This window comes from Rhodoblastus sp. 17X3 (assembly GCF_030056575.1).
Classification (GTDB): domain Bacteria; phylum Pseudomonadota; class Alphaproteobacteria; order Rhizobiales; family Beijerinckiaceae; genus Rhodoblastus.
This window is the reverse complement of record NZ_JASHHX010000001.1, coordinates 90507-108420: the sequence shown is the minus strand read 5'-3', so window position 1 is coordinate 108420 and position 17914 is coordinate 90507. Positions and strand designations below refer to the sequence as shown.

Sequence of the window (17914 nt, the reverse complement as noted above, 5' to 3'; positions counted from 1 at the left end):
CTTCCTGTCAGGCGGCGGAGAGCGAAGACACCCCTTCCGGCCGACCGACGATGGCCACGAGAAGGCGCGAATCGCTGATCAGGCGCTTCGCCACGCGGCGGGCGTCATCCAGACTCACGGCCTCGACCTCGGCGTTGCGGCGGTCGAGATAATCGACGCCAAGGCTCTCGCGCTGCAATTGCAGCAGATGGCCGGCGATCTTGGTCGAGGTGTCGAAGCGCAGGGCATAGGAGCCGGTCAAATATTTCTTGGCCTTTTCCAGCTCATCGGCGCTCGGGCCGTCCGCCGCGAGGCGCGCGTATTCGGTCTCGATCACGCTGAGCGTTTCCGCCGCGCGCTCGTTCTTGGTCGAGGTCGAGCCGACGAAGGCGGGGCTGTGATCTGCTGTGCTGAGCGAGGAATAGACCGAATAGGTCAGGCCGCGCTTCTCGCGCACCTCCTGCCACAGACGCGAGGTGAAGGCGCCGCCGCCCAGAATGTGATTGACCACCATGGCGGGGATGTAGTCCGGGTCGCGGCGCGCGATTCCGGGGCGGCCGAAACGGATATTGGACTGCGGCACATCATAATCGACGACAATGCGGCGGCCCAGCCCCTGCACCTCGATATCGGGAACGGCCGTCAGATCGGCTTTTTCCGGCAGTCCGGCAAACAGCGAATCGAGATGGCGGGCGAGCGTCGCCGCGTCGATGGCGCCGACCACAGCGACCTTGAGCGTTTCGCGCGCGATGATCTTCCGGCGCAGCGCCACGAGATCCTCGCGCGTCACGGCGTCGATCTCGCCCAGTTCGCCGCGCGACGCGCGCGAATAGGGATGATCCGGCCAGGCGGCGCGGCGCCAGGCCTGCGCGGCCATCGCGTCGGGCTCGCGCGATTCCCGCCTGAGCGCGGCGTTGAGCTGGGCGCGCACGCGCTCGAGCGGCTCGGCGTCGAAGCGCGGCGCGTTCAGGGCCAGCGCCATCAGCTCGAAGGCCTTGTCGCTGTGACGGACCAAAGTCTGCAGATGGCCGTAGAACTCGTCGCGCTCGGCGCTGAAGCTCAGCCGGATGGCGTGATCGTCAAGTGCGCGATGGAAGGCCTCGGCCGTCAGATCGCCGGCGCCCTCGTCGAGCAGTCCGGCGAGCAGCGACCCGGCGCCCGCCTTGCCCTGCGGGTCCTGCGAGGCGCCGCCGGCGAAGGAAAACTCCACCGCGACCAGCGGCACGGCGTAATCCTCGACCAGCCAGGCGGAAATTCCGCCCGGGCTGACGACTTGCTGGACGCGCTCAGCGCGCGAGGCGGCTTTGACGGGGGTGTTTTTGGCAGGTGCGTTCGTGGTAGATGCGTTCACAGCGCAAACTCTCTTCTGACGGTCACGCCGCGGCTTCGTCCTTGAGCAGATAGCCCGTGACGGCGCGGCGCTTCTGCAGCCATTTCATGGCCTTGGCGACGTCCTCGACGGTCACGGCCTCGACGCGGGCGCTCCAGCCCAGCACATCCTGAACCGTGCCGCCATTGGCCAGAGCCGCGCCGAACCAGCGGGCGAGCGAGGTCTGATTGTCCTGCGCATAGACGGCGTCGGCGACCAGACGGGTCGACGCCCGCTCGACGTCCTCGCGGCTCATGCCATCGCGGCGCAGCTCGGCGAGGACATCGTCCACGCCGCGCTCCAGCTCTTCGAGGCTGACGCCCTCGGCCGGCAGGCCATAGACATAGAAGCGGCTTTCATCCACCGCATCGGCGTAATAATAGGCGCCGGCGGAGACCGCGAGCTTGCGCTCCAGCACCAGCCGGCGGAACATCAGGCTGGTCTGGCCGCCGCCGAGATGGTGGGAGAGCACGTCCAGCGCCTCGGACTCGCCCTTCTGTCCGGTATGGGCCGAGGGCGCGAGATAGATGCGCTCGAATTGCGGCTGCTCGACCTTGGCGTCGGCCAGCTTGACGATGCGCTCGGCGCGCGGCTCCGGCTCCCGCTGGCGATTGCGCTTCGGCGCCTCGCCGCGCGCGGGGATTTTGCCATAGGTCTCACGGGCGAGCGCCTCGACCTCGGGCGCCTCGATGTCGCCGGCGACGACGAGAATGGCGTTTTCGGGCGTATAGAAGCGGTTGTAATAGGCGAGCGCGTCCTGGCGGTCGAGCGTCTCGATCTCATGGCCCCAGCCGATGATCGGCACGCCATAGCTGTGATGCGTGAAGAGCGCGGCGTTCAGCGCCTCGTCGAGCTGCGCGGCGGGATCGGCCTCGGTGCGCATGCGGCGCTCTTCCAGCACCACCTCGCGCTCGGGCGCCACAACCTCGTCGGTGAGGTTGAGATTGGTCATGCGGTCGGCCTCGAACTCCATCACCACGCCGAGATGCTCGCGCGCGACGCGCTGGAAATAGGCGGTGAAATCATAGGAGGTGAAGGCGTTTTCCTGGCCGCCCAGCTCCGCCACTAAATGCGAAAACTCGCCCTGCTGGTGCTTGTGGGTGCCCTTGAACATCAGATGTTCGAGGAAATGGGCGATGCCGCTCTTGCCGCGCGGATCATCCGCCGAACCGTTGCGATACCACACCATATGGGTCACGACCGGCGCGCGATGGTCCGGAATGACCACCACATCCATGCCGTTTTCGAGCTTGAAATGATCGACGCGCGGCCCGGCGTGCGACGCCTGCCCTTCCCCCGCCCCGACCGAAGGCGTTTCCTGCGCCGAGCCAGACTGGGGAGAGCTGTTCGATAGGGCCACTGCGCGAATCCTTGTCCTGACCAAATCCTATCCATCCAATATAGAACGCAAAAGCCGGAGCGACAGCCCCGGCTCCTGAATTTTTGCTGGATGGGTTCGGCGTCAGAACAGGCCGAAGAACTTCTTGTCCTTGGGCAGGTCGCTGTCGCGCAGGCCCGAGGCGACGCCGTCAGGACCGCGAACCTTTTCGAGATAGGATTCCGGCGGCTTGATCAGATAATCGCCATTGGCGGCGCGGGTCGGCGGCGGCTCTCCGGCGACCTGCGGCGGCGGCGGCAGGGCGCGCTCCTTGGGAACAGCCAGTTTCGGGCGCTCGTTATAGTTGATGGTGTCCGGCGAGCCGTTGCCCGCGCCCACGACCGACCCCAGCATCTTGTCCCACATGCTCGGCTCCGCCGCGCGCGGCGGCGGGGGAGGCGGCGGAGGCGCGACGGCCTGGGTGGGCGAAATCGCCTTTTGCGTGGGGGCGACGGCGCTCGCCTGCTGTGTGGAGGCTCCCTGCGCGGCGGAATCTCCGCCGCGACCCCAGCCAAACCAGTTGGTCAGAAGGTTCGGACCCTGGGCGGGCGCCGCCTGGCTGACGCTTTCCTGGGGAGCAGCGCGGACCGGATTGCTGGACGTGACGTCCTGTTTCGGCTGCGGCGCCTGAACATTCTGCTGAGGCGCCGGCGCGGCTGGCGCAGGGGCGCTGTCCGGAACGGACGGAGCGCCGCCGCCAAGGCCGATTGAACCGATCGCCTTGCTCCAGAGCGAGTCGTCGGCGCGAGCGGCCGGCGCGACCAAAACAGACGCGCAGACCAACATGCCGGCTGCAATGAGCGGCTTGGCCTTCGCGTGTTTCATGTGGTTCGTCAGCGGCATCCTCACCTCGAAATCCCTCGCTTAATTATAAAACATCGCCTCTAACCCGGATTCAAGGCGTTTTCGCGGCGGGCGCCGGCGCGGTGGACGGCGGCGGGGCGCTGGCCGCGCTCGGGGCCGGGTCTTCGCCAAAGGTTTCCGAGCTGAACATGCGGTTCAGCAAATAACGCTTCGGGAACGGGCCGTTGCCCTCTTCCTCGGCGGCCTGAGCCGTGGCCGAGCCGCCGCCTGCCTGGCCGCCTGCCGCGCCGCCGGAGCCCTGTGGCGCGGGCTGAGGAGCGGGATTGGTCAATTTGTTGAAAAAGAACTGTCGCGGCATCTGCGCCCCAAAAGCCGTCGCCGGCTGCGGCGCGGGCTCCTGCGCCAGCGCAGGGACAGCCATGCCGCAGGCGACCAGCAGGCACGCAGCAAGGCGCGGCGCCGATTTGGCGCTCAAAAATGGCTTCAACCGCATCATGATCATCCCGAAAACCTTCCTGGCCGCAATCCTGTCGTCCGGCGAACCGGGCTTCGCGGCGATCTCGGGAAAATGGCCCATCAGGCCTTGTCTTCCCGGCTCGTAAACGCGTCATACACCAGCAGGACGACGCCGACAAATATGGCGGCGTCGGCCAGATTGAAAACATAGTTCGACAAAGGCCCCAACGAAAAGGGCGTGTGGAAATAAAGAAAGTCCGCCACCGCGCCATGCGCCAGCCGGTCGCTAGCGTTGCCGAGCGCGCCGCCGATCAGGCAGCCGAAGCCGAGCGTGGCGGCAAGCCCCCGCGCGCGCCATAGCCAGTATGACAGCAGGCCCACCGCCGCGAGAGCCAGCCCCGCCAGGGCGAAACGGCCGAAATTGCCGTCCGAGCGCAGCAGCGTATAGGCGATGCCGCGATTCCAGCTCATGACGAGTGCGAGAAAGGGCGTCAAGGCGATGGTCGGGCGGTCCGGCCCGTCGAGCAGGCCGATCGCCCAGGATTTACTGACCTGATCCGCGACAAGGACCGCCGCCGCCACGGCGAAGCCGATCAGACGGCGACGCGGCTCGGGACCCGAAAAGCTCACGGCCAGAGGCCCAGATCCCGCAATTCGCGCAGGGCCTGCGCGTCGCGCGGGGTCACGTCCGGAAATTCCGGGTCCGAACCGACCAGCTCCGAAATGCGCCAGGAACGCGCGCATTTCCGGCCTTGGGCGCGGCGGCTGACCACGCCGACGCCCGGCGCCTCCGGCAATGTGAAGGCGCCTTCCCGCGGGGCCTCAGCGACGATCTCGATGGCCGAAGTGATGCAGATTTCGGCGAAATCGACGCCGTCGAGCGCATCGCGCAAGGCGGAATCGGTGATGAAGACCTGCGGATCGGCTTCGAGCGACGCGCCAATGTTCTTCTGCGCGCGCTCGATTTCCAGCGCGCCGGTGACCACCGCGCGGATGCGGCGGATGGCGCGCCATTTCGCGGCGAGAGGCTCGTCGCGCCAGGTGGCCAGCCCCGACGGAAAGGCCGTCAGATGAACGGAGGGCGCAGCGCCCGGCCGGAAGGCGAGCCAGGATTCCTCGGCGGTGAAGCAGAGGATCGGCGCCAGCCATTTCAGCAGCGCGTCGCACAGGATGTCGATGGTCGTCAGCGCCGCCTTGCGCGCCACGCTCGACGGCGGATCGCAATAGAGGCCGTCCTTGCGGATATCGAAATAAAAGGCCGAAAGGTCGCCGGTCATGAAGGCCGAGAGCAGCGAAACCACCTTTTTGTAATCGAAAGCCGCATAGGCTTCCGCGACCTGCGCGTCGATTTCGGCCAGCCGGTGCAGGATGTAGCGCTCCAGCTCCGGCATGTCCTCGCGCGCCACCGCTTCAGACGGATCGAAATGCGCCAACGCGCCGAGCATCCAGCGGATCGTGTTGCGCAGCTTGCGATAGGTCTCGGAGAAGGTGGAGAGGATTTCCTTGCCGATGCGGAGGTCGTCGGAATAGTCGGAGGCCGCGACCCACAAGCGCAGGATGTCGGCTCCGGAATCCTTGATGACGGTCTGGGGCGCCACGACATTGCCGAGCGATTTCGACATCTTGCGGCCCTTCTCGTCCAGCACGAAGCCGTGGGTCAGCACGGTATCATAGGGCGCGCGGCCGCGCGTGCCGCAGCTTTCCAGCAGCGACGAATGGAACCAGCCGCGATGCTGGTCCGAGCCTTCGAGATACATCACCTCATCCGGTCCGCCGTCATGGCGGCGGCTGACGCCAGCCAGAGTCGGGAAATGGACGGGGTCTTCCAGCGTGAAGGCGTGGGTCGAGCCCGAATCGAACCAGACGTCGAGAACGTCGTCGATCTTGTCATAGTCGTTCGGATCGTGTTCGGGGGCCAGGAAGCGCTCGGCGGCGCCTTCATTGTACCAGGCGTCGGCGCCCTCCTCCGCGAAAGCCGCAACGATCCGGGCGTTGACCTTGTCATCCACCAGAATGTCGTGCCCGCCTTTCTTCACGAAAACCGCGATCGGCACGCCCCAGGCGCGCTGGCGCGACACCACCCAGTCGGGGCGGTTAGCGATCATGCCGGTGATGCGGTTCTCGCCCGCCGCCGGCACCCACTTGGTGCGCGCGATTTCTTCGAGCGCGATGGCGCGCAGGGTCGGGCCGTTGGAGCCGGCGCCCAATCCCTTCGCGGCGACCGCGTCGAGCGCGACGGCGAAAGGCTTGTCCATCGCAATGAACCATTGCGGCGTATTGCGGAAGATCACCGGCTTTTTCGAGCGCCAGCTATGCGGATATTGGTGCTTCAGGCGACCGCGCGCCAGCAGGGCGCCGACCTCGACCAAGGCCTTGATGACCCGCTCATTTGCGTCGCCCTTGTTTCCCTTGTCGTCAATGACGCGGGCGCCGGGGAAGCCGGGGACTTCGTCGGTATAAAAGCCGTCGGCGTCGACCGTATAGGGAATGCGGCCATCGATGCCGCGCTCCAACAGCAGGCGGCTGGACGCCATCCAGATGTCGAAATCCTCGCGGCCGTGGCCCGGCGCGGTATGGACGAAGCCCGCGCCGGCGTCGTCGGTGACATGGTCGCCGTCGAGCAGGGGTACGTCGAAATCATAGCCGAGCGCCGCGAGCGGATGGGCGCAGGTCATCGCCGCCAGCTCGGCGGCTGGAACGTCGCGGACGCGCTCGAAAGCCTCGACCTTGGCGGATTGCATCACGCCTTCGGCCAACTTGTCGGCCAGGACGTAGTGATCGCCGACCTTGGCCCAATTGCCCTCGGGCGCCAACGTCACGCGATAGAGGCCATAGGCGATCCGGTGCGAGAAGGAGATGGCGCGATTGCCCGGCAGGGTCCAGGGGGTGGTGGTCCAGATCACGAGGCGGGCGTCCTGTCCGCGCACCGGAAATGCGACAAAGACCCAGTCCGAGGTATGGTCCTCATATTCGACTTCGGCTTCCGCCAGCGCGGTCTTTTCCACCACCGACCACATCACCGGCTTGGAGCCGCGATAGAGCAGGCCATTGGCGGCGAATTTCAGGATTTCGCGGGCGATGATGCTCTCCGCCGCATAATCCATGGTGGCGTAGCGGCCAGACCAGTCGCCGGCGATTCCGAGCCGCTTGAACTCTTCGCGCTGCACGTCGAGCCAGCTTTCGGCGAAGGCGCGGCATTCGCGGCGAAACTCCACCACCGGGACGTCGTCCTTGTTGCGGCCCCTGGCGCGATATTGCTCCTCGATCTTCCACTCGATCGGCAGGCCGTGGCAGTCCCAGCCCGGCACGTAATTGGCGTCCTTGCCGCTCATGCGCTGCGAGCGCGTGACGATGTCCTTCAGGATCTTGTTGAGCGCATGGCCGATATGGATATTGCCATTGGCGTAGGGCGGGCCGTCATGCAGCACGAATTTCGGCTTGCCGGCGTTTTCCTTCCGCATCTGCTCGGTCAGGCCGATCTGCTCCCAATGGGCCAGCAGCTCCGGCTCCTTTTTCGGCAGGCCGGCGCGCATCGGAAAATCGGTGCGCGGCAGGTAGAGCGTGGCGGAATAATCGGGACCTGTCTTTTCGGACTTGGGCGAGTCGGGATTTGGGGCGTCTGCCTTGGGGGCGTCGGACATTTGGGGAAAACTCTCAAGCGATGGGCGGCGAAGCCCGGAATCGGCGCGGACGCATGGTCATCATGCGGAACATCCCGGCGCGCTGGCGAGCGCAGAAGCTCAGCCGCGGGCCGGGCCGATAATTCGCCGGGAGAGGAAACGGGCGCGGAACGACATGGCGCCTTGTAGCAAGAACTGCGCCCGCGAATAAAGGGCGCCGGCCCAAAATTCTCTGCCCCGCGATCCTTTGGCGCAAACAAAAAGGCGCAAGCCGGCTGTCCCGGCTTGCGCCCCTGCGCTTTCAGGAAAAGCGCGATTAGTGGGCCATGGCCTTGATGATGCTCTCGACCACCTTCTTGGCGTCGCCGAACAGCATCATCGTATTGTCCTTGAAGAACAATTCGTTCTCGACGCCGGCATAGCCCGAGCTCATACCGCGCTTGATGAACATGACGGTCTTGGCCTTTTCGACATCGAGGATCGGCATGCCGTAGATCGCCGAGGTCTTGTCGGTCTTGGCCGCCGGATTCGTGACGTCATTGGCGCCGATCACGAAGGCCACATCCGCCTGCGAGAATTCGGAATTAATGTCCTCCAGTTCGAAAACCTCGTCATAGGGGACATTGGCTTCCGCCAGCAGAACGTTCATGTGTCCGGGCATGCGGCCCGCCACGGGGTGGATGGCGTATTTGACCTCGACGCCTTCCTCCTTGAGCAGATCGGCCATTTCGCGCAGGGCGTGCTGAGCCTGCGCCACCGCCATGCCATAGCCGGGCACGATGATGATCTTGGACGAATTCTGCATGATATAGGCGGCGTCGTCAGCCGAGCCCTGCTTGACCGGACGGGTCTCCTTCTCGCCGCCGCCAGCCGCCGCGTCCTCGCCGCCGAAGCCGCCGAGGATCACGGAGATGAAGGAGCGGTTCATGCCCTTGCACATGATATAGGACAGGATCGCGCCCGAGGAGCCGACCAGCGCGCCGGTGATGATCAGCGCCAGATTGCCCAGCGTAAAGCCGATGCCCGCGGCGGCCCAACCCGAATAGGAGTTGAGCATCGACACCACGACCGGCATGTCCGCGCCGCCGATCGGGATGATGAGCAGCACGCCAAGCCCCAGCGAAACCAGCACGATCAGCAGGAACAGGAACTGGCCGCCCGTGCCGAAGAAGGCTGCGATGAGCAGCACCAGCGCGACGCCGAGCGCGAGATTGATGGCATGGCGCTGCGGCAGCATGATCGGCTTGCCCGACATGCGGCCGTCGAGCTTCAGGAAGGCGATGATCGAACCGGTGAAGGTGATCGCGCCGATGGCCGCGCCGAGCGACATTTCGATCAGGCTGGCGCGGTGGATGTCGCCGGGAACGCCGATGCCGAAGGCCTGCGGGGCGAACAGCGCGCCCGCCGCCACCAGCACGGCAGCGAGGCCGACGAGCGAGTGGAAGAAGGCCACCAGCTGCGGCATCTTGGTCATTTCGATGCGGCGGGCGAGCACCGCGCCGAAGCCGCCGCCGATCAGCAGGCCGAAGACCACCAGCAGCCAGCCGGACACGCTGGACGGCGGACGCAGGGCCAAAGTGGTGACAACGGCGATGGCCATGCCGATCATGCCGTTGCGATTGCCCTGGCGCGAGGTCGTCGGATGCGACAGGCCGCGCAAGGCGAAGACGAACAGGACGCCCGAGACGAGATAAAGAAGGGCCGCGAGATTGACGTTCATGGACCTCAGCCCTTCTTCTTGTACATGGCGAGCATGCGCTCGGTGACGAGGAAGCCGCCGAAGATGTTCACCGACGCGAGGATCAGCGCGATAAAGCCGAAGATATGCGCCCAGGCCGGGCCGCTATCCGTCGTTCCCGCCGCATCGACGCCGACCGACAGCAGCGCGCCGACGACGATGACCGAGGAAATGGCGTTGGTCACCGACATCAGCGGCGTATGCAGCGCCGGGGTCACCGACCACACGACGTAATAGCCGACGAAGATCGCGAGCACGAAGATCGCGAGGCGGAAGATGAAGGGATCGATCGCGCCGCCGCTTGCGGCGTGGGCCGCGGCGCCTGCGGCGTCCGCAACCTGATCGGCGTAACCTTGCGCGGCGTCCGCGGCGGCGCGGGCGTTCTGCGCCGCGCTCCGGGCGGCGTCGACGAGCGTTTGTGCGTCAGTTGCCATGGGATTCGCCCCTCTCTCGGGCTTTCAAAATGAGTTGTGACCGTTTCCGGTCGGTAACGCGGCCTCAGGCCGCTCTGTGGGGTCGTGAGGGCGGCGTCAGGCCGCCGCGAAACCGGGATGGACGATCGCGCCGCCGCTGGTGAGCCGCGTCGCCTTGACCAGCTCGTCCTCGCCGTCGACCTTGAGAGTCTTGCTCTCCTTGTCGATCATGGTTTCGAGGAAGGCGAACAGGTTCTTGGCGTAAAGCTGCGAGGCGGTGGCCGCGAGACGGCCCGCGACGTTGAGATGGCCTACGATCTTGACGTGGTTGTCGGTGACAACGACCTCGCCCGGACGCGCCAGCTCGCAATTGCCGCCGCGCTCGACCGCGAGATCGACAATGACCGAGCCCGGCCGCATGGACTCGACCATGGCGGCCGAAATAAGCTTCGGAGCCGGGCGGCCGGGAATGAGCGCCGTGGTGATGACGATGTCCTGCTTGGCAATGTGGGCCGCGGTGAGCGCCGCCTGCTTGGCCTGATATTCGGCCGACATTTCCTTGGCGTAGCCGCCGGACGTCTGCGCCTGCTTGAATTCCTCGTCCTCGACGGCGAGGAATTTCGCGCCCAGCGACTCCACCTGTTCCTTGGTGGCAGGGCGCACGTCGGTCGCGGTGACGACGCCGCCGAGGCGGCGCGCCGTGGCGATGGCCTGAAGGCCGGCGACGCCCACGCCCATGATGAAGATCTTCGCCGCCGGAACGGTGCCCGCCGCGGTCATCATCATCGGAATGGCGCGGCCATATTCGGCCGCTGCGTCGAGGACGGCGCGATAGCCGGCGAGATTTGCCTGCGAGGAGAGCACGTCCATCACCTGCGCGCGGGTGATGCGCGGCATCAGCTCCATGGCGAATGCCTGGACATGGGCCTGGGCGAGGCCTTCCAGCGCCTCATGCTGGCCATAGGGGTCCATGATGGCCAGAACCGCCGCGCCTTGAGCGACGCCGGCGAGGGAGGCCGGGGTCGGGCGACGGACCGCGAGAACGACATCGGCGCCCGCGACGGTCGCGGCCACGTCGGCGGCGATCGCGGCGCCGGCCTTCACGAATTCGGCGTCGGTGATGCCGGACCACGTGCCGGCGCCAGCCTGAACGACGACATCGGCCCCCAGGCCGACGAGCTTCTTGACGGTTTCGGGCGTCGCCGCGACGCGCGCTTCATTGGCGTCGGTTTCGGCGGGAACGGCAATGCGCATGAATGACTCCACATGGCCCGCAGGGAGCGGGTCTTGAAAGGTCCGGCGCGCCTTCGGCGCGCATGTGTCTTGGGATCAGAGCGTTAGAAAAGCCAGCAGGAGCACGGCGAGAGCGACGAAGATCGTCCCCCATTTTATCAATGAGGTGAACAGGCGATAGGTCGCCAGATGCGCGGGATAGTCCATGTCGGATTGGCCGAGCGCGCCATCCGCCGTCGTCACTTGGTTCGCGGCCATCTTCCTCTCCTCGCTTCGTGGGCCCCTGTTCTCGTTTTCGGGGCCTCGCAGGCTACTTTTCCCAAAAGGGCGAGCCCAAGGCAACTGTTATAAGGTAGGCGCCGCAATTTCGCCCCGTCTTTCTGAACAAGACGCGAAAATTAAGAACAAATCGTGCGGAGCCGGGGCTCACAACCCCGTTCGGTCAAGGGCCTCGCCTTGCCGCGCGGCGAGGGCGTCAAGATCGAAATCCTCCAGGGCCTCCTCGAACAGGCGATGGAAATTGAGCCGCGCCGAAAGGTGCAGGAAGGCCCCGCCGAGGCCGATGGCCGCCCGGTCCATGAAGACGAACTCGCGCGGGATCAGCACAGGCCCCTTTTCACGCAGATGGCGATGCACCTCAGCCGCCTCGCGCCGGCCATAGGCGCCGGCGGACACGCCGTCGGCGATGGTGCGGAGGCGGTCGTCGAGCAGCGGTCCGAGAATGAAGCGCGCCCAGATCGTCAGCGCCTCGATCAGGTCATGGGTGAGATTGCGGAAGCCCCAGATCCGGTAGGCCTCCGCGACCTGCTCCGCCCGCCCCTCGCGCAGACCTCGGTAAAGCTGGACCACGCCTCCGACGAAAGCCGGCGGGAAAATGCGGATGCAGCCGTAATCCAGCAAATTGATGCCGGTCGCCACGCCATTTTCGCGGAAGGCGGCGTAATTGCCCAGATGCGGGTCGCCGTGGATCACGCCGAACCGCGCGAAAGGCTCCCACCATGCCGCGAAAATCGCCCGCGCGACGGCATTGCGCTCCCCTTCCGGCGCGTCGGCCAGCGAGAGAACCTGCTCGCCCTCCAGCCAGTCGAGCGTCAGAAGGCGGCCGGTGGAAAGAGCCTCATGGACGCCGGGAACGCGGATATCGCCGCGTCCGGCCAGCATCTGCCGGTAAAGCCGGGCGTGTCTGGCCTCGCGGCGGTAGTCCAGTTCCTCGCGAAGGCGCTCGGCAATCTCCACCGCGGCCTCGCGCGCGTCGATGGCGGGGTCGAGCCGGCGATGCAGCGACAGGGCGAGGTCGAGCTGGGCGAGATCGGCCTCCACCGCCGAGGCCATGTCGGGATATTGCAGCTTGCACGCGACATCTGCGCCGTCGAGCGTGCGGGCGCGATGGACCTGCCCCAGCGAGGCGGCGGCGGCGGGCTGGAGATCGAATTCGGCGAACTTCGCGCGCCAGTCCGGGCCAAGCTCGGAACTCATGCGGCGGCGGACGAAGGCCGCGCCCATCGGCGGGGCCTGGCTTTGCAGGCCCGCGAGCGCTTCGGCGTAATCGGCGGGCAAGGCTTCCGGAATGGTGGAGATCAGCTGCGCCGCCTTCATCAGCGGTCCCTTGAGCCCGCCAAGCGCGCGCGCCAGCGCCTCGGCGTCGCCGTCGCGGCCATTTTCGCCACCTTGCCCGAACAGCCGCCCGCCGGCGACGCGCGCGGCGAAGCCGCCCGCCCGCGCGCCCACGGCGAGATAGCGGGCGGCGCGCGCGCCAAAGCGATTGGCCTCATCGTCCTTCATTTTATGTCCTTCCGGACATTGATACGCGCGAAAGTCGGCGAAGGCTCAGCGGCCGTAGGTTCCCGTCAGGCTCGCCTTGCCGAGCGAATTGGCGTTGATCAGGAAGCCCGCGAGCGAGGCCGTCGCATGGGGCGGCAGGTCGAGCTTGTCCGTCTTCAGCGCATAGACCGTGAAATTGTAGTGATGCGGCTTGTCGCCCTTCGGCGGACAGGGGCCGCCATAGCCGGGAACGCCGAAATCAGTCGCGACCTGGAGCGCGCCCGCCGGCAGGCCCTTGCCGTCCTTGCCGACTCCCTGCGGCAGGCCGGTCGCGCTCGCCGGGATGTTATAGACGACCCAATGCCAGAAGCCCGCGCCGCCGGTCGGCGCGTCCGGGTCATGGACCAGGAGGGCGAAGCTCCTGGTCCCGGCCGGTGGATTGCTCCAGGACAGGGCCGGCGAAAGGTCGCCGCCCGCGCAGCCAAAGCCGTTATAGACGAAAGTCTCGGCGATCGGGCCGCCGCCGGGCGCGATGTCGGGGCTTTTCAGCGCGAAGGCCCAAACGCCCGTCGCGGAAGCCGCCAGCAGAAAAGCCGAAGCCGCAAGCCTTTTCGTCGCGAGCCTTTTCAAAGCCATTTCATTCTCCCTTGTCGTCCAGCCGCGCCAGAACGCCGCGAATAAAATCCTCGGTCTCCGCCGGGCGCGTCACCGGCAGCATATGGCCGCCCGCGATCCGCGTCAGTTCCGCATCGGGCGCGATGGCGCAAAATCCCTCGCCCTGCTTGCCGGGGTCAAGCACCCGGTCGCCCGAGCCGAACAGCACGCCAATGGGTAGATCGAGCGCGCCGTAGCGCAGCATCATCTGCGGCATTTCCTGCGGTTGCGCGACAATGTCGCTCGAGGCGGCGAGCAGCGCCGATGGCCGGGCGCCGAGCAGGCCGCCGCCATCATTCCAGAACCGCGTCGGCATGGGATCGGGCGCAAAGACTTCGTCGCGCGCGACGCGAGAGCGCAACAAGGTCGCGACCGGGCCGAGCGTCCAGGCGCCGAACCAAAGCGACAGCCGGCTGCGATTGGACAGAGCGGCGAAAGGTTTGGGGGGCTTCGCCACCAGAAGGGTCAGCGGCGCGATGAGAGCCAGTCCGCCGATTTTCTCGCGATGGTCAAGAGCAAGGGCGAGCGCCACCGCGCCGCCGAGCGAATGGCCGACCACGAGTGGCTTTTGCAGGCCTAGCCGCTCGATCGCCTCCGCGACGATATTGGCCTGGGCCGCGAGCGTCTGTGGACGGGCTGTCTGGGAATAGCCCGAGCCGGGGCGGTCGATCAGGACGACGCGCCGTTCCGGAAAGCGCGCGGCCAGCGCGAAGGAAAAATGATTGAGCTGGCCGAGCAGTCCGTGGACGAAGACCAGCGGCGGCTCGCTCTGCCCCGGCTTTTCGCCGCTGTCGACCCGATGCAGACGCAGCCCGCCGACCTCCATGAAATCGCCGATCGGCGGGACCAGTGACTGGAAGAAGCGGACCAGAGCCAGATTGAACAAGGCCAGCGCGCCGACGATGAGCAGCCAGTAAAGGACCATCCAGGTCAGGGCGGAGATCACCATGAAGGGGTCCCGGCGCGGCCGCTCACGAGGACAGGCTTTCCAGCTCGTCGATCAGGCCCTCGATCATCGACAGACCAATGCTCCAGAACGCCGGGTCCCGAGCGTCGAGGCCGAAGGGCTTGAGCAGTTCGCTGTAATGTTTCGAGCCGCCCGCCGAGAGCAGCGCGAAATATTTCTCGACGAAGCCTGGCTCGGCCTTCTGATAGACGCCATAGAGCGAGTTCACCAGACAGTCGCCAAAGGCGTAGGCGTAGACATAGAAGGGCGAATGGATGAAATGCGGGATATAGGCCCAGAAGGTTTCATAGCCGGGGCCGAATTCTATGGCCGGGCCGAGGCTTTCGGCCTGCACGCTCATCCATAGCTCGCAAATGTGCTCGGCGGTCAGTTCGCCATTCTTGCGTTCGGTGTGCAGCTTGCGCTCGAATGAATAGAAGGCGATCTGCCGGACCACCGTATTGAGCATGTCCTCGACCTTGGAAGCCAGCAGCGCGCGGCGCTCGCGCGGGTCCTTCGCCTCGGTGAGCAAGGCGCGGAAAGTCAGCATTTCGCCAAATACCGAGGCGGTTTCGGCCAGTGTCAGCGGCGTCGGGGCCATCAGCGCGCCGTTAGGTCCCGCCAGCACCTGATGCACGCCGTGGCCAAGCTCATGCGCCAAGGTCATCACGTCGCGCGGCTTGCCCTGATAATTGAGAAGAACATAGGGATGCACGGAAGGCGAGGTCGGATGGGCGAACGCGCCCGGCGCCTTGCCCGGCCGCACTGGCGCGTCGATCCAGTTCTTGTCGAAGAACTGCTTGGCGATCTCGGCCATGCGCGGCGAAAACCGGCCATAGGCGGAGAGCACCGCCGTGCGCGCCTCCGCCCAGTCATAATTCTTCTGCGGCGCGTCGGGCAAAGGCGCGTTGCGGTCCCAGTGATGCAGCCTTTCCTTGCCGAACCAGCGCGCCTTGAGCTTGTAATAGCGATGCGACAGGCGCGGATAGGCGGCGCGCACCGCCGCGACCATGGCGTCGACGACTTCCGGCTCGACGCGATTGGAAAGATGCCGCGACTCCGCGACATCCTTGAATCCGCGCCATGTGTCCGCGATCTCCTTGTCCTTGGCGAGAACATTGGAGACCAGGGCGAAAATGCGCAGATTTTCCTTCAGCGTCTTGGCGATGGCGTTGGAGGCCTTTTCGCGCATGGCGGGATCGGCGTCCTGAAACAGGTTCAGGGCCGGCTCCAGCGTCAGCTCCTTGCCGTCAATTTCGAAGCGCAGCGAGGCGATGGTCTCGTCGAACAGCCGGTTCCAGGCGGAATGGCCGGTGATGGACTTCTCATGGAACAATTGCTCGATGCGGTCTTCGAGCTGATAGGGCTTTTCGAGCCGAAGGTCCTCGACCCAGGGCCGGTAATGCGAAAGAGGCGCCTGCTCCAGGGCAGCGGCAAGCGCCGCGTCGTCAAGCCGGTTCAACTCAAGCTGGAAGAACAACAGGTCGGTCGAGGCGGCGGTCACCTTGTCCTGCGCGTCGCCATAAAACTTGGCGCGGGCCGGGTCGACGGTGTTCTCGGCGTAGGAAAGGCCCGCGAAGGACATGATTTTCGTAATGAGGTCGTCGATCGCCTCATAGAGGACGATCGCCTCATAAAGTTTCTGCGGCGCGTCCGGGCCCGCCAGCAGTCCGGCGAGCGCGCCGCGATAGATGGCCGCGAACTCCCGGCATTCATGAACCATCCGCTTCATGTCTTCGGCGAATCGAGGGCTGTCCAGCCCCTCATAGAGATCGTCGAGCCGCCAGCTGGGCAGATCCTCGGCCGGCGCAGCGCCGGAAGACGTGCTGAAGCGAACGGAAGGCGCGGAGGGATCGATCATGGACGGGCCAGGCCTTTGCAGGATTTTCAAAAACGACTGGACACCATATTGGCGAGCAGCGGCGGCAATCAACCTGTTCTCGCAACCTATTCTCGGAACCGCTTCCCGCAAGCCCGTCGTCCGCCGCGCGTTAACATCGCATTTACCGTAATGGCGCAGCATGTCGCGAAGCGGTAAAACTGCTCGCGCGAAAGAACAATAATGACCTCGACCATCCTGATCGCCGACGACGACCCCGTACAACGGCGGCTTCTCGAAGCCATGGCGCGCCGTTTCGGCTATAATGCGGAATGTGTCGAAGGCGGCGAGGCCGCCATGGCGCGGCTTCAGGCCGTCGATCAGCCCCATATCGATCTTCTCATCCTCGACCTCGTCATGCCCGATCTCGACGGCATGGGCGTGCTGGCGCGGATGCGCGACGGGAAAATCGCCACCCCCGTGATTGTCCAGACCGCGCATGGCTCCATCGAGGCGGTGATTTCGGCCATGCGCGCGGGCGCGATGGATTTCGTGGTCAAGCCGGTCGGCGCCGAGCGGTTGCAGATTTCGATCAAGAACGCGCTCCGTTTCGGCGCGCTTGAGGGCGAAATCCGCCGCATCGGCCGCAAGGCGACCGGAAATCTGACCTTTCGCGACATTCTGTCGCGCGGCGAGGAAATGGCTCGCGCCATCCGGCTCGGCGAGCGCGCCGCCAAATCCAACATTCCCGTCCTGATCGAAGGCGAATCCGGCGTCGGCAAGGAATTGATGGCCCGCGCGATCCAGGGGGCCTCCGACCGGCGCGGCAAGCCCTTCGTCACTGTCAATTGCGGGGCGCTGCCGCAAAATCTCGTCGAATCCATCCTGTTCGGCCATGAGAAGGGCGCCTTCACCGGCGCCTCCGACAAGCATATCGGCAAATTCGTCGAAGCCAGCGGCGGCACGCTCTTCCTCGACGAGGTCGGCGAACTGCCATTGGAGACCCAGGTCAAGCTGCTGCGCGCGCTGCAGGAAGGCGAGATCGACCCCGTCGGCGCCCGCAAGCCGGTGCGCGTGGACGTCCGCCTGATCTCGGCCACCAACCAGAACCTGATCGAGCTGGTGAAACAGGGCCGCTTCCGCGAGGATCTCTATTACCGGCTCAACGTCTTCCCCATTTCCATCCCTCCGCTGCGGACGCGCCGCGCCGATATTCCCGACCTCGCGCGGCGTTTTCTCGCCCGTTTCAGCGCAGAGGAAGGCAAGAGGATTCGCGGCCTGACCGCCGAGGCCATGTCCATGCTCTCGACCTATGACTGGCCGGGCAATGTCCGCCAGCTCGAAAACGCCCTGTTCCGCGCCGTGGTGCTGTCCGACGGCGACGAACTGACCGTGGCCGAATTCCCGCAGATCGCCGCCCATGTCGACGGCTTCGACGTTCGCGTGCCGCCAGCCCCGCCGCCGGTCGGGCAGCGCGAGGTCCAGCGCGAAATCGTCCGCGTCGAGATGCGCGACCCCAATTCGCTCAAGCTTCTTGACGAGAACGGCGACGTTCACCGGCTGGAATGGCTGGAAGAAAAGGCGATCCGTTTCGCGCTCACCCATTATCGCGGCCAGATGTCCGAAATGGCGCGCAAGCTCGGGATCGGCCGCTCGACGCTGTACCGCAAGATGAAGGAATATGGACTGGCGGAGAATATCGCCGGAGACGGCGTCGACGCCGCCTGAGCGGGCGCCGACGCCC

General features: G+C 65.8%; 15 protein-coding genes. 1 reads left to right on the top strand and 14 read right to left on the bottom strand.

Features of this window, described 5'->3' with window-relative positions; translation table 11 throughout:
• Window positions 1-7: 7 nt before the first annotated feature.
• The 14 genes from QM467_RS00455 to QM467_RS00390 form a co-directional block, all read right to left on the bottom strand.
• A complete protein-coding gene (locus QM467_RS00455; RefSeq protein ID WP_283364311.1) occupies window positions 8-1330 on the bottom strand; it encodes a M16 family metallopeptidase in 1323 nt (440 codons plus the stop codon).
• Between the two features lie 22 nt (window positions 1331-1352).
• Window positions 1353-2708, bottom strand: a complete 1356-nt coding sequence (locus QM467_RS00450; protein ID WP_283364310.1) for a M16 family metallopeptidase — start codon at window positions 2706-2708, stop codon at window positions 1353-1355.
• Between the two features lie 102 nt (window positions 2709-2810).
• Window positions 2811-3551 (bottom strand): hypothetical protein, encoded by a 741-nt coding sequence (locus QM467_RS00445; protein ID WP_283364309.1) that lies wholly within the window; start codon window positions 3549-3551, stop codon window positions 2811-2813.
• Between the two features lie 70 nt (window positions 3552-3621).
• The gene (locus QM467_RS00440; protein WP_283364308.1) at window positions 3622-4107 is read right to left on the bottom strand and encodes a hypothetical protein; all 486 of its coding nucleotides are present in this window, start codon (window positions 4105-4107) and stop codon (window positions 3622-3624) included.
• Window positions 4107-4616, bottom strand: coding sequence for a signal peptidase II (lspA, locus tag QM467_RS00435; RefSeq protein ID WP_283364307.1), 510 nt, complete (start codon window positions 4614-4616; stop codon window positions 4107-4109). The genes QM467_RS00440 and lspA overlap by 1 nt, the downstream gene beginning before the upstream one ends.
• Complete coding sequence (gene ileS, locus QM467_RS00430) at window positions 4613-7627, bottom strand: isoleucine--tRNA ligase (RefSeq protein ID WP_283364306.1); 3015 nt, start codon at window positions 7625-7627, stop codon at window positions 4613-4615. The genes lspA and ileS overlap by 4 nt, the downstream gene beginning before the upstream one ends.
• Window positions 7628-7922: 295 nt before the next feature.
• On the bottom strand, window positions 7923-9326 hold the full coding sequence (locus tag QM467_RS00425; RefSeq protein WP_283364305.1) for an NAD(P)(+) transhydrogenase (Re/Si-specific) subunit beta: 1404 nt from the start codon (window positions 9324-9326) through the stop codon (window positions 7923-7925).
• Between the two features lie 5 nt (window positions 9327-9331).
• On the bottom strand, window positions 9332-9778 hold the full coding sequence (locus QM467_RS00420; protein WP_283364304.1) for a proton-translocating transhydrogenase family protein: 447 nt from the start codon (window positions 9776-9778) through the stop codon (window positions 9332-9334).
• Window positions 9779-9874: 96 nt separating this feature from the next.
• Window positions 9875-11011, bottom strand: a complete 1137-nt coding sequence (locus QM467_RS00415) for a Re/Si-specific NAD(P)(+) transhydrogenase subunit alpha (RefSeq protein ID WP_283364303.1) — start codon at window positions 11009-11011, stop codon at window positions 9875-9877.
• Between the two features lie 75 nt (window positions 11012-11086).
• Window positions 11087-11248, bottom strand: a complete 162-nt coding sequence (locus tag QM467_RS00410; protein ID WP_283364302.1) for an aa3-type cytochrome c oxidase subunit IV — start codon at window positions 11246-11248, stop codon at window positions 11087-11089.
• Window positions 11249-11416: 168 nt separating this feature from the next.
• Window positions 11417-12772, bottom strand: a complete 1356-nt coding sequence (locus QM467_RS00405; RefSeq protein WP_283364301.1) for an ABC1 kinase family protein — start codon at window positions 12770-12772, stop codon at window positions 11417-11419.
• Between the two features lie 45 nt (window positions 12773-12817).
• Window positions 12818-13387 carry a YbhB/YbcL family Raf kinase inhibitor-like protein gene (locus QM467_RS00400; protein WP_283364300.1) on the bottom strand — a complete coding sequence of 190 codons (570 nt, stop codon included), beginning with the start codon at window positions 13385-13387 and terminating at the stop codon, window positions 12818-12820.
• Window position 13388: 1 nt separating this feature from the next.
• Window positions 13389-14354: an alpha/beta fold hydrolase gene (locus QM467_RS00395; protein ID WP_283364299.1), complete on the bottom strand. Its 966-nt coding sequence runs from the start codon at window positions 14352-14354 to the stop codon at window positions 13389-13391.
• Window positions 14355-14376: 22 nt separating this feature from the next.
• On the bottom strand, window positions 14377-16212 hold the full coding sequence (locus QM467_RS00390; RefSeq protein WP_283364298.1) for a M3 family oligoendopeptidase: 1836 nt from the start codon (window positions 16210-16212) through the stop codon (window positions 14377-14379).
• A gap of 201 nt (window positions 16213-16413) precedes the next feature.
• Here QM467_RS00390 and QM467_RS00385 point away from each other — a divergent pair, with 201 nt between their 5' ends.
• Entirely contained in the window at window positions 16414-17898 is a 1485-nt protein-coding gene (locus QM467_RS00385; RefSeq protein ID WP_283364297.1) for a sigma-54-dependent transcriptional regulator, read from the top strand.
• Window positions 17899-17914: the final 16 nt, after the last annotated feature.

Bases quoted from the DNA above. Each gene is read 5' to 3' on its own strand.
- QM467_RS00420 (WP_283364304.1), bottom strand. From the start codon at position 9,778: ATGGCAACTGACGCACAAACGCTCGTCGACGCCGCCCGGAGCGCGGCG.
- QM467_RS00445 (WP_283364309.1), bottom strand. From the start codon at position 3,551: ATGAAACACGCGAAGGCCAAGCCGCTCATTGCAGCCGGCATGTTGGTC.
- QM467_RS00405 (WP_283364301.1), bottom strand. From the start codon at position 12,772: ATGAAGGACGATGAGGCCAATCGCTTTGGCGCGCGCGCCGCCCGCTAT.
- QM467_RS00415 (WP_283364303.1), bottom strand. From the start codon at position 11,011: ATGCGCATTGCCGTTCCCGCCGAAACCGACGCCAATGAAGCGCGCGTC.
- QM467_RS00440 (WP_283364308.1), bottom strand. From the start codon at position 4,107: ATGGGCCATTTTCCCGAGATCGCCGCGAAGCCCGGTTCGCCGGACGAC.
- ileS (WP_283364306.1), bottom strand. From the start codon at position 7,627: ATGTCCGACGCCCCCAAGGCAGACGCCCCAAATCCCGACTCGCCCAAG.
- QM467_RS00385 (WP_283364297.1), top strand. From the start codon at position 16,414: ATGACCTCGACCATCCTGATCGCCGACGACGACCCCGTACAACGGCGG.
- QM467_RS00425 (WP_283364305.1), bottom strand. From the start codon at position 9,326: ATGAACGTCAATCTCGCGGCCCTTCTTTATCTCGTCTCGGGCGTCCTG.
- QM467_RS00390 (WP_283364298.1), bottom strand. From the start codon at position 16,212: ATGATCGATCCCTCCGCGCCTTCCGTTCGCTTCAGCACGTCTTCCGGC.
- QM467_RS00410 (WP_283364302.1), bottom strand. From the start codon at position 11,248: ATGGCCGCGAACCAAGTGACGACGGCGGATGGCGCGCTCGGCCAATCC.
- QM467_RS00400 (WP_283364300.1), bottom strand. From the start codon at position 13,387: ATGGCTTTGAAAAGGCTCGCGACGAAAAGGCTTGCGGCTTCGGCTTTT.
- QM467_RS00395 (WP_283364299.1), bottom strand. From the start codon at position 14,354: ATGGTGATCTCCGCCCTGACCTGGATGGTCCTTTACTGGCTGCTCATC.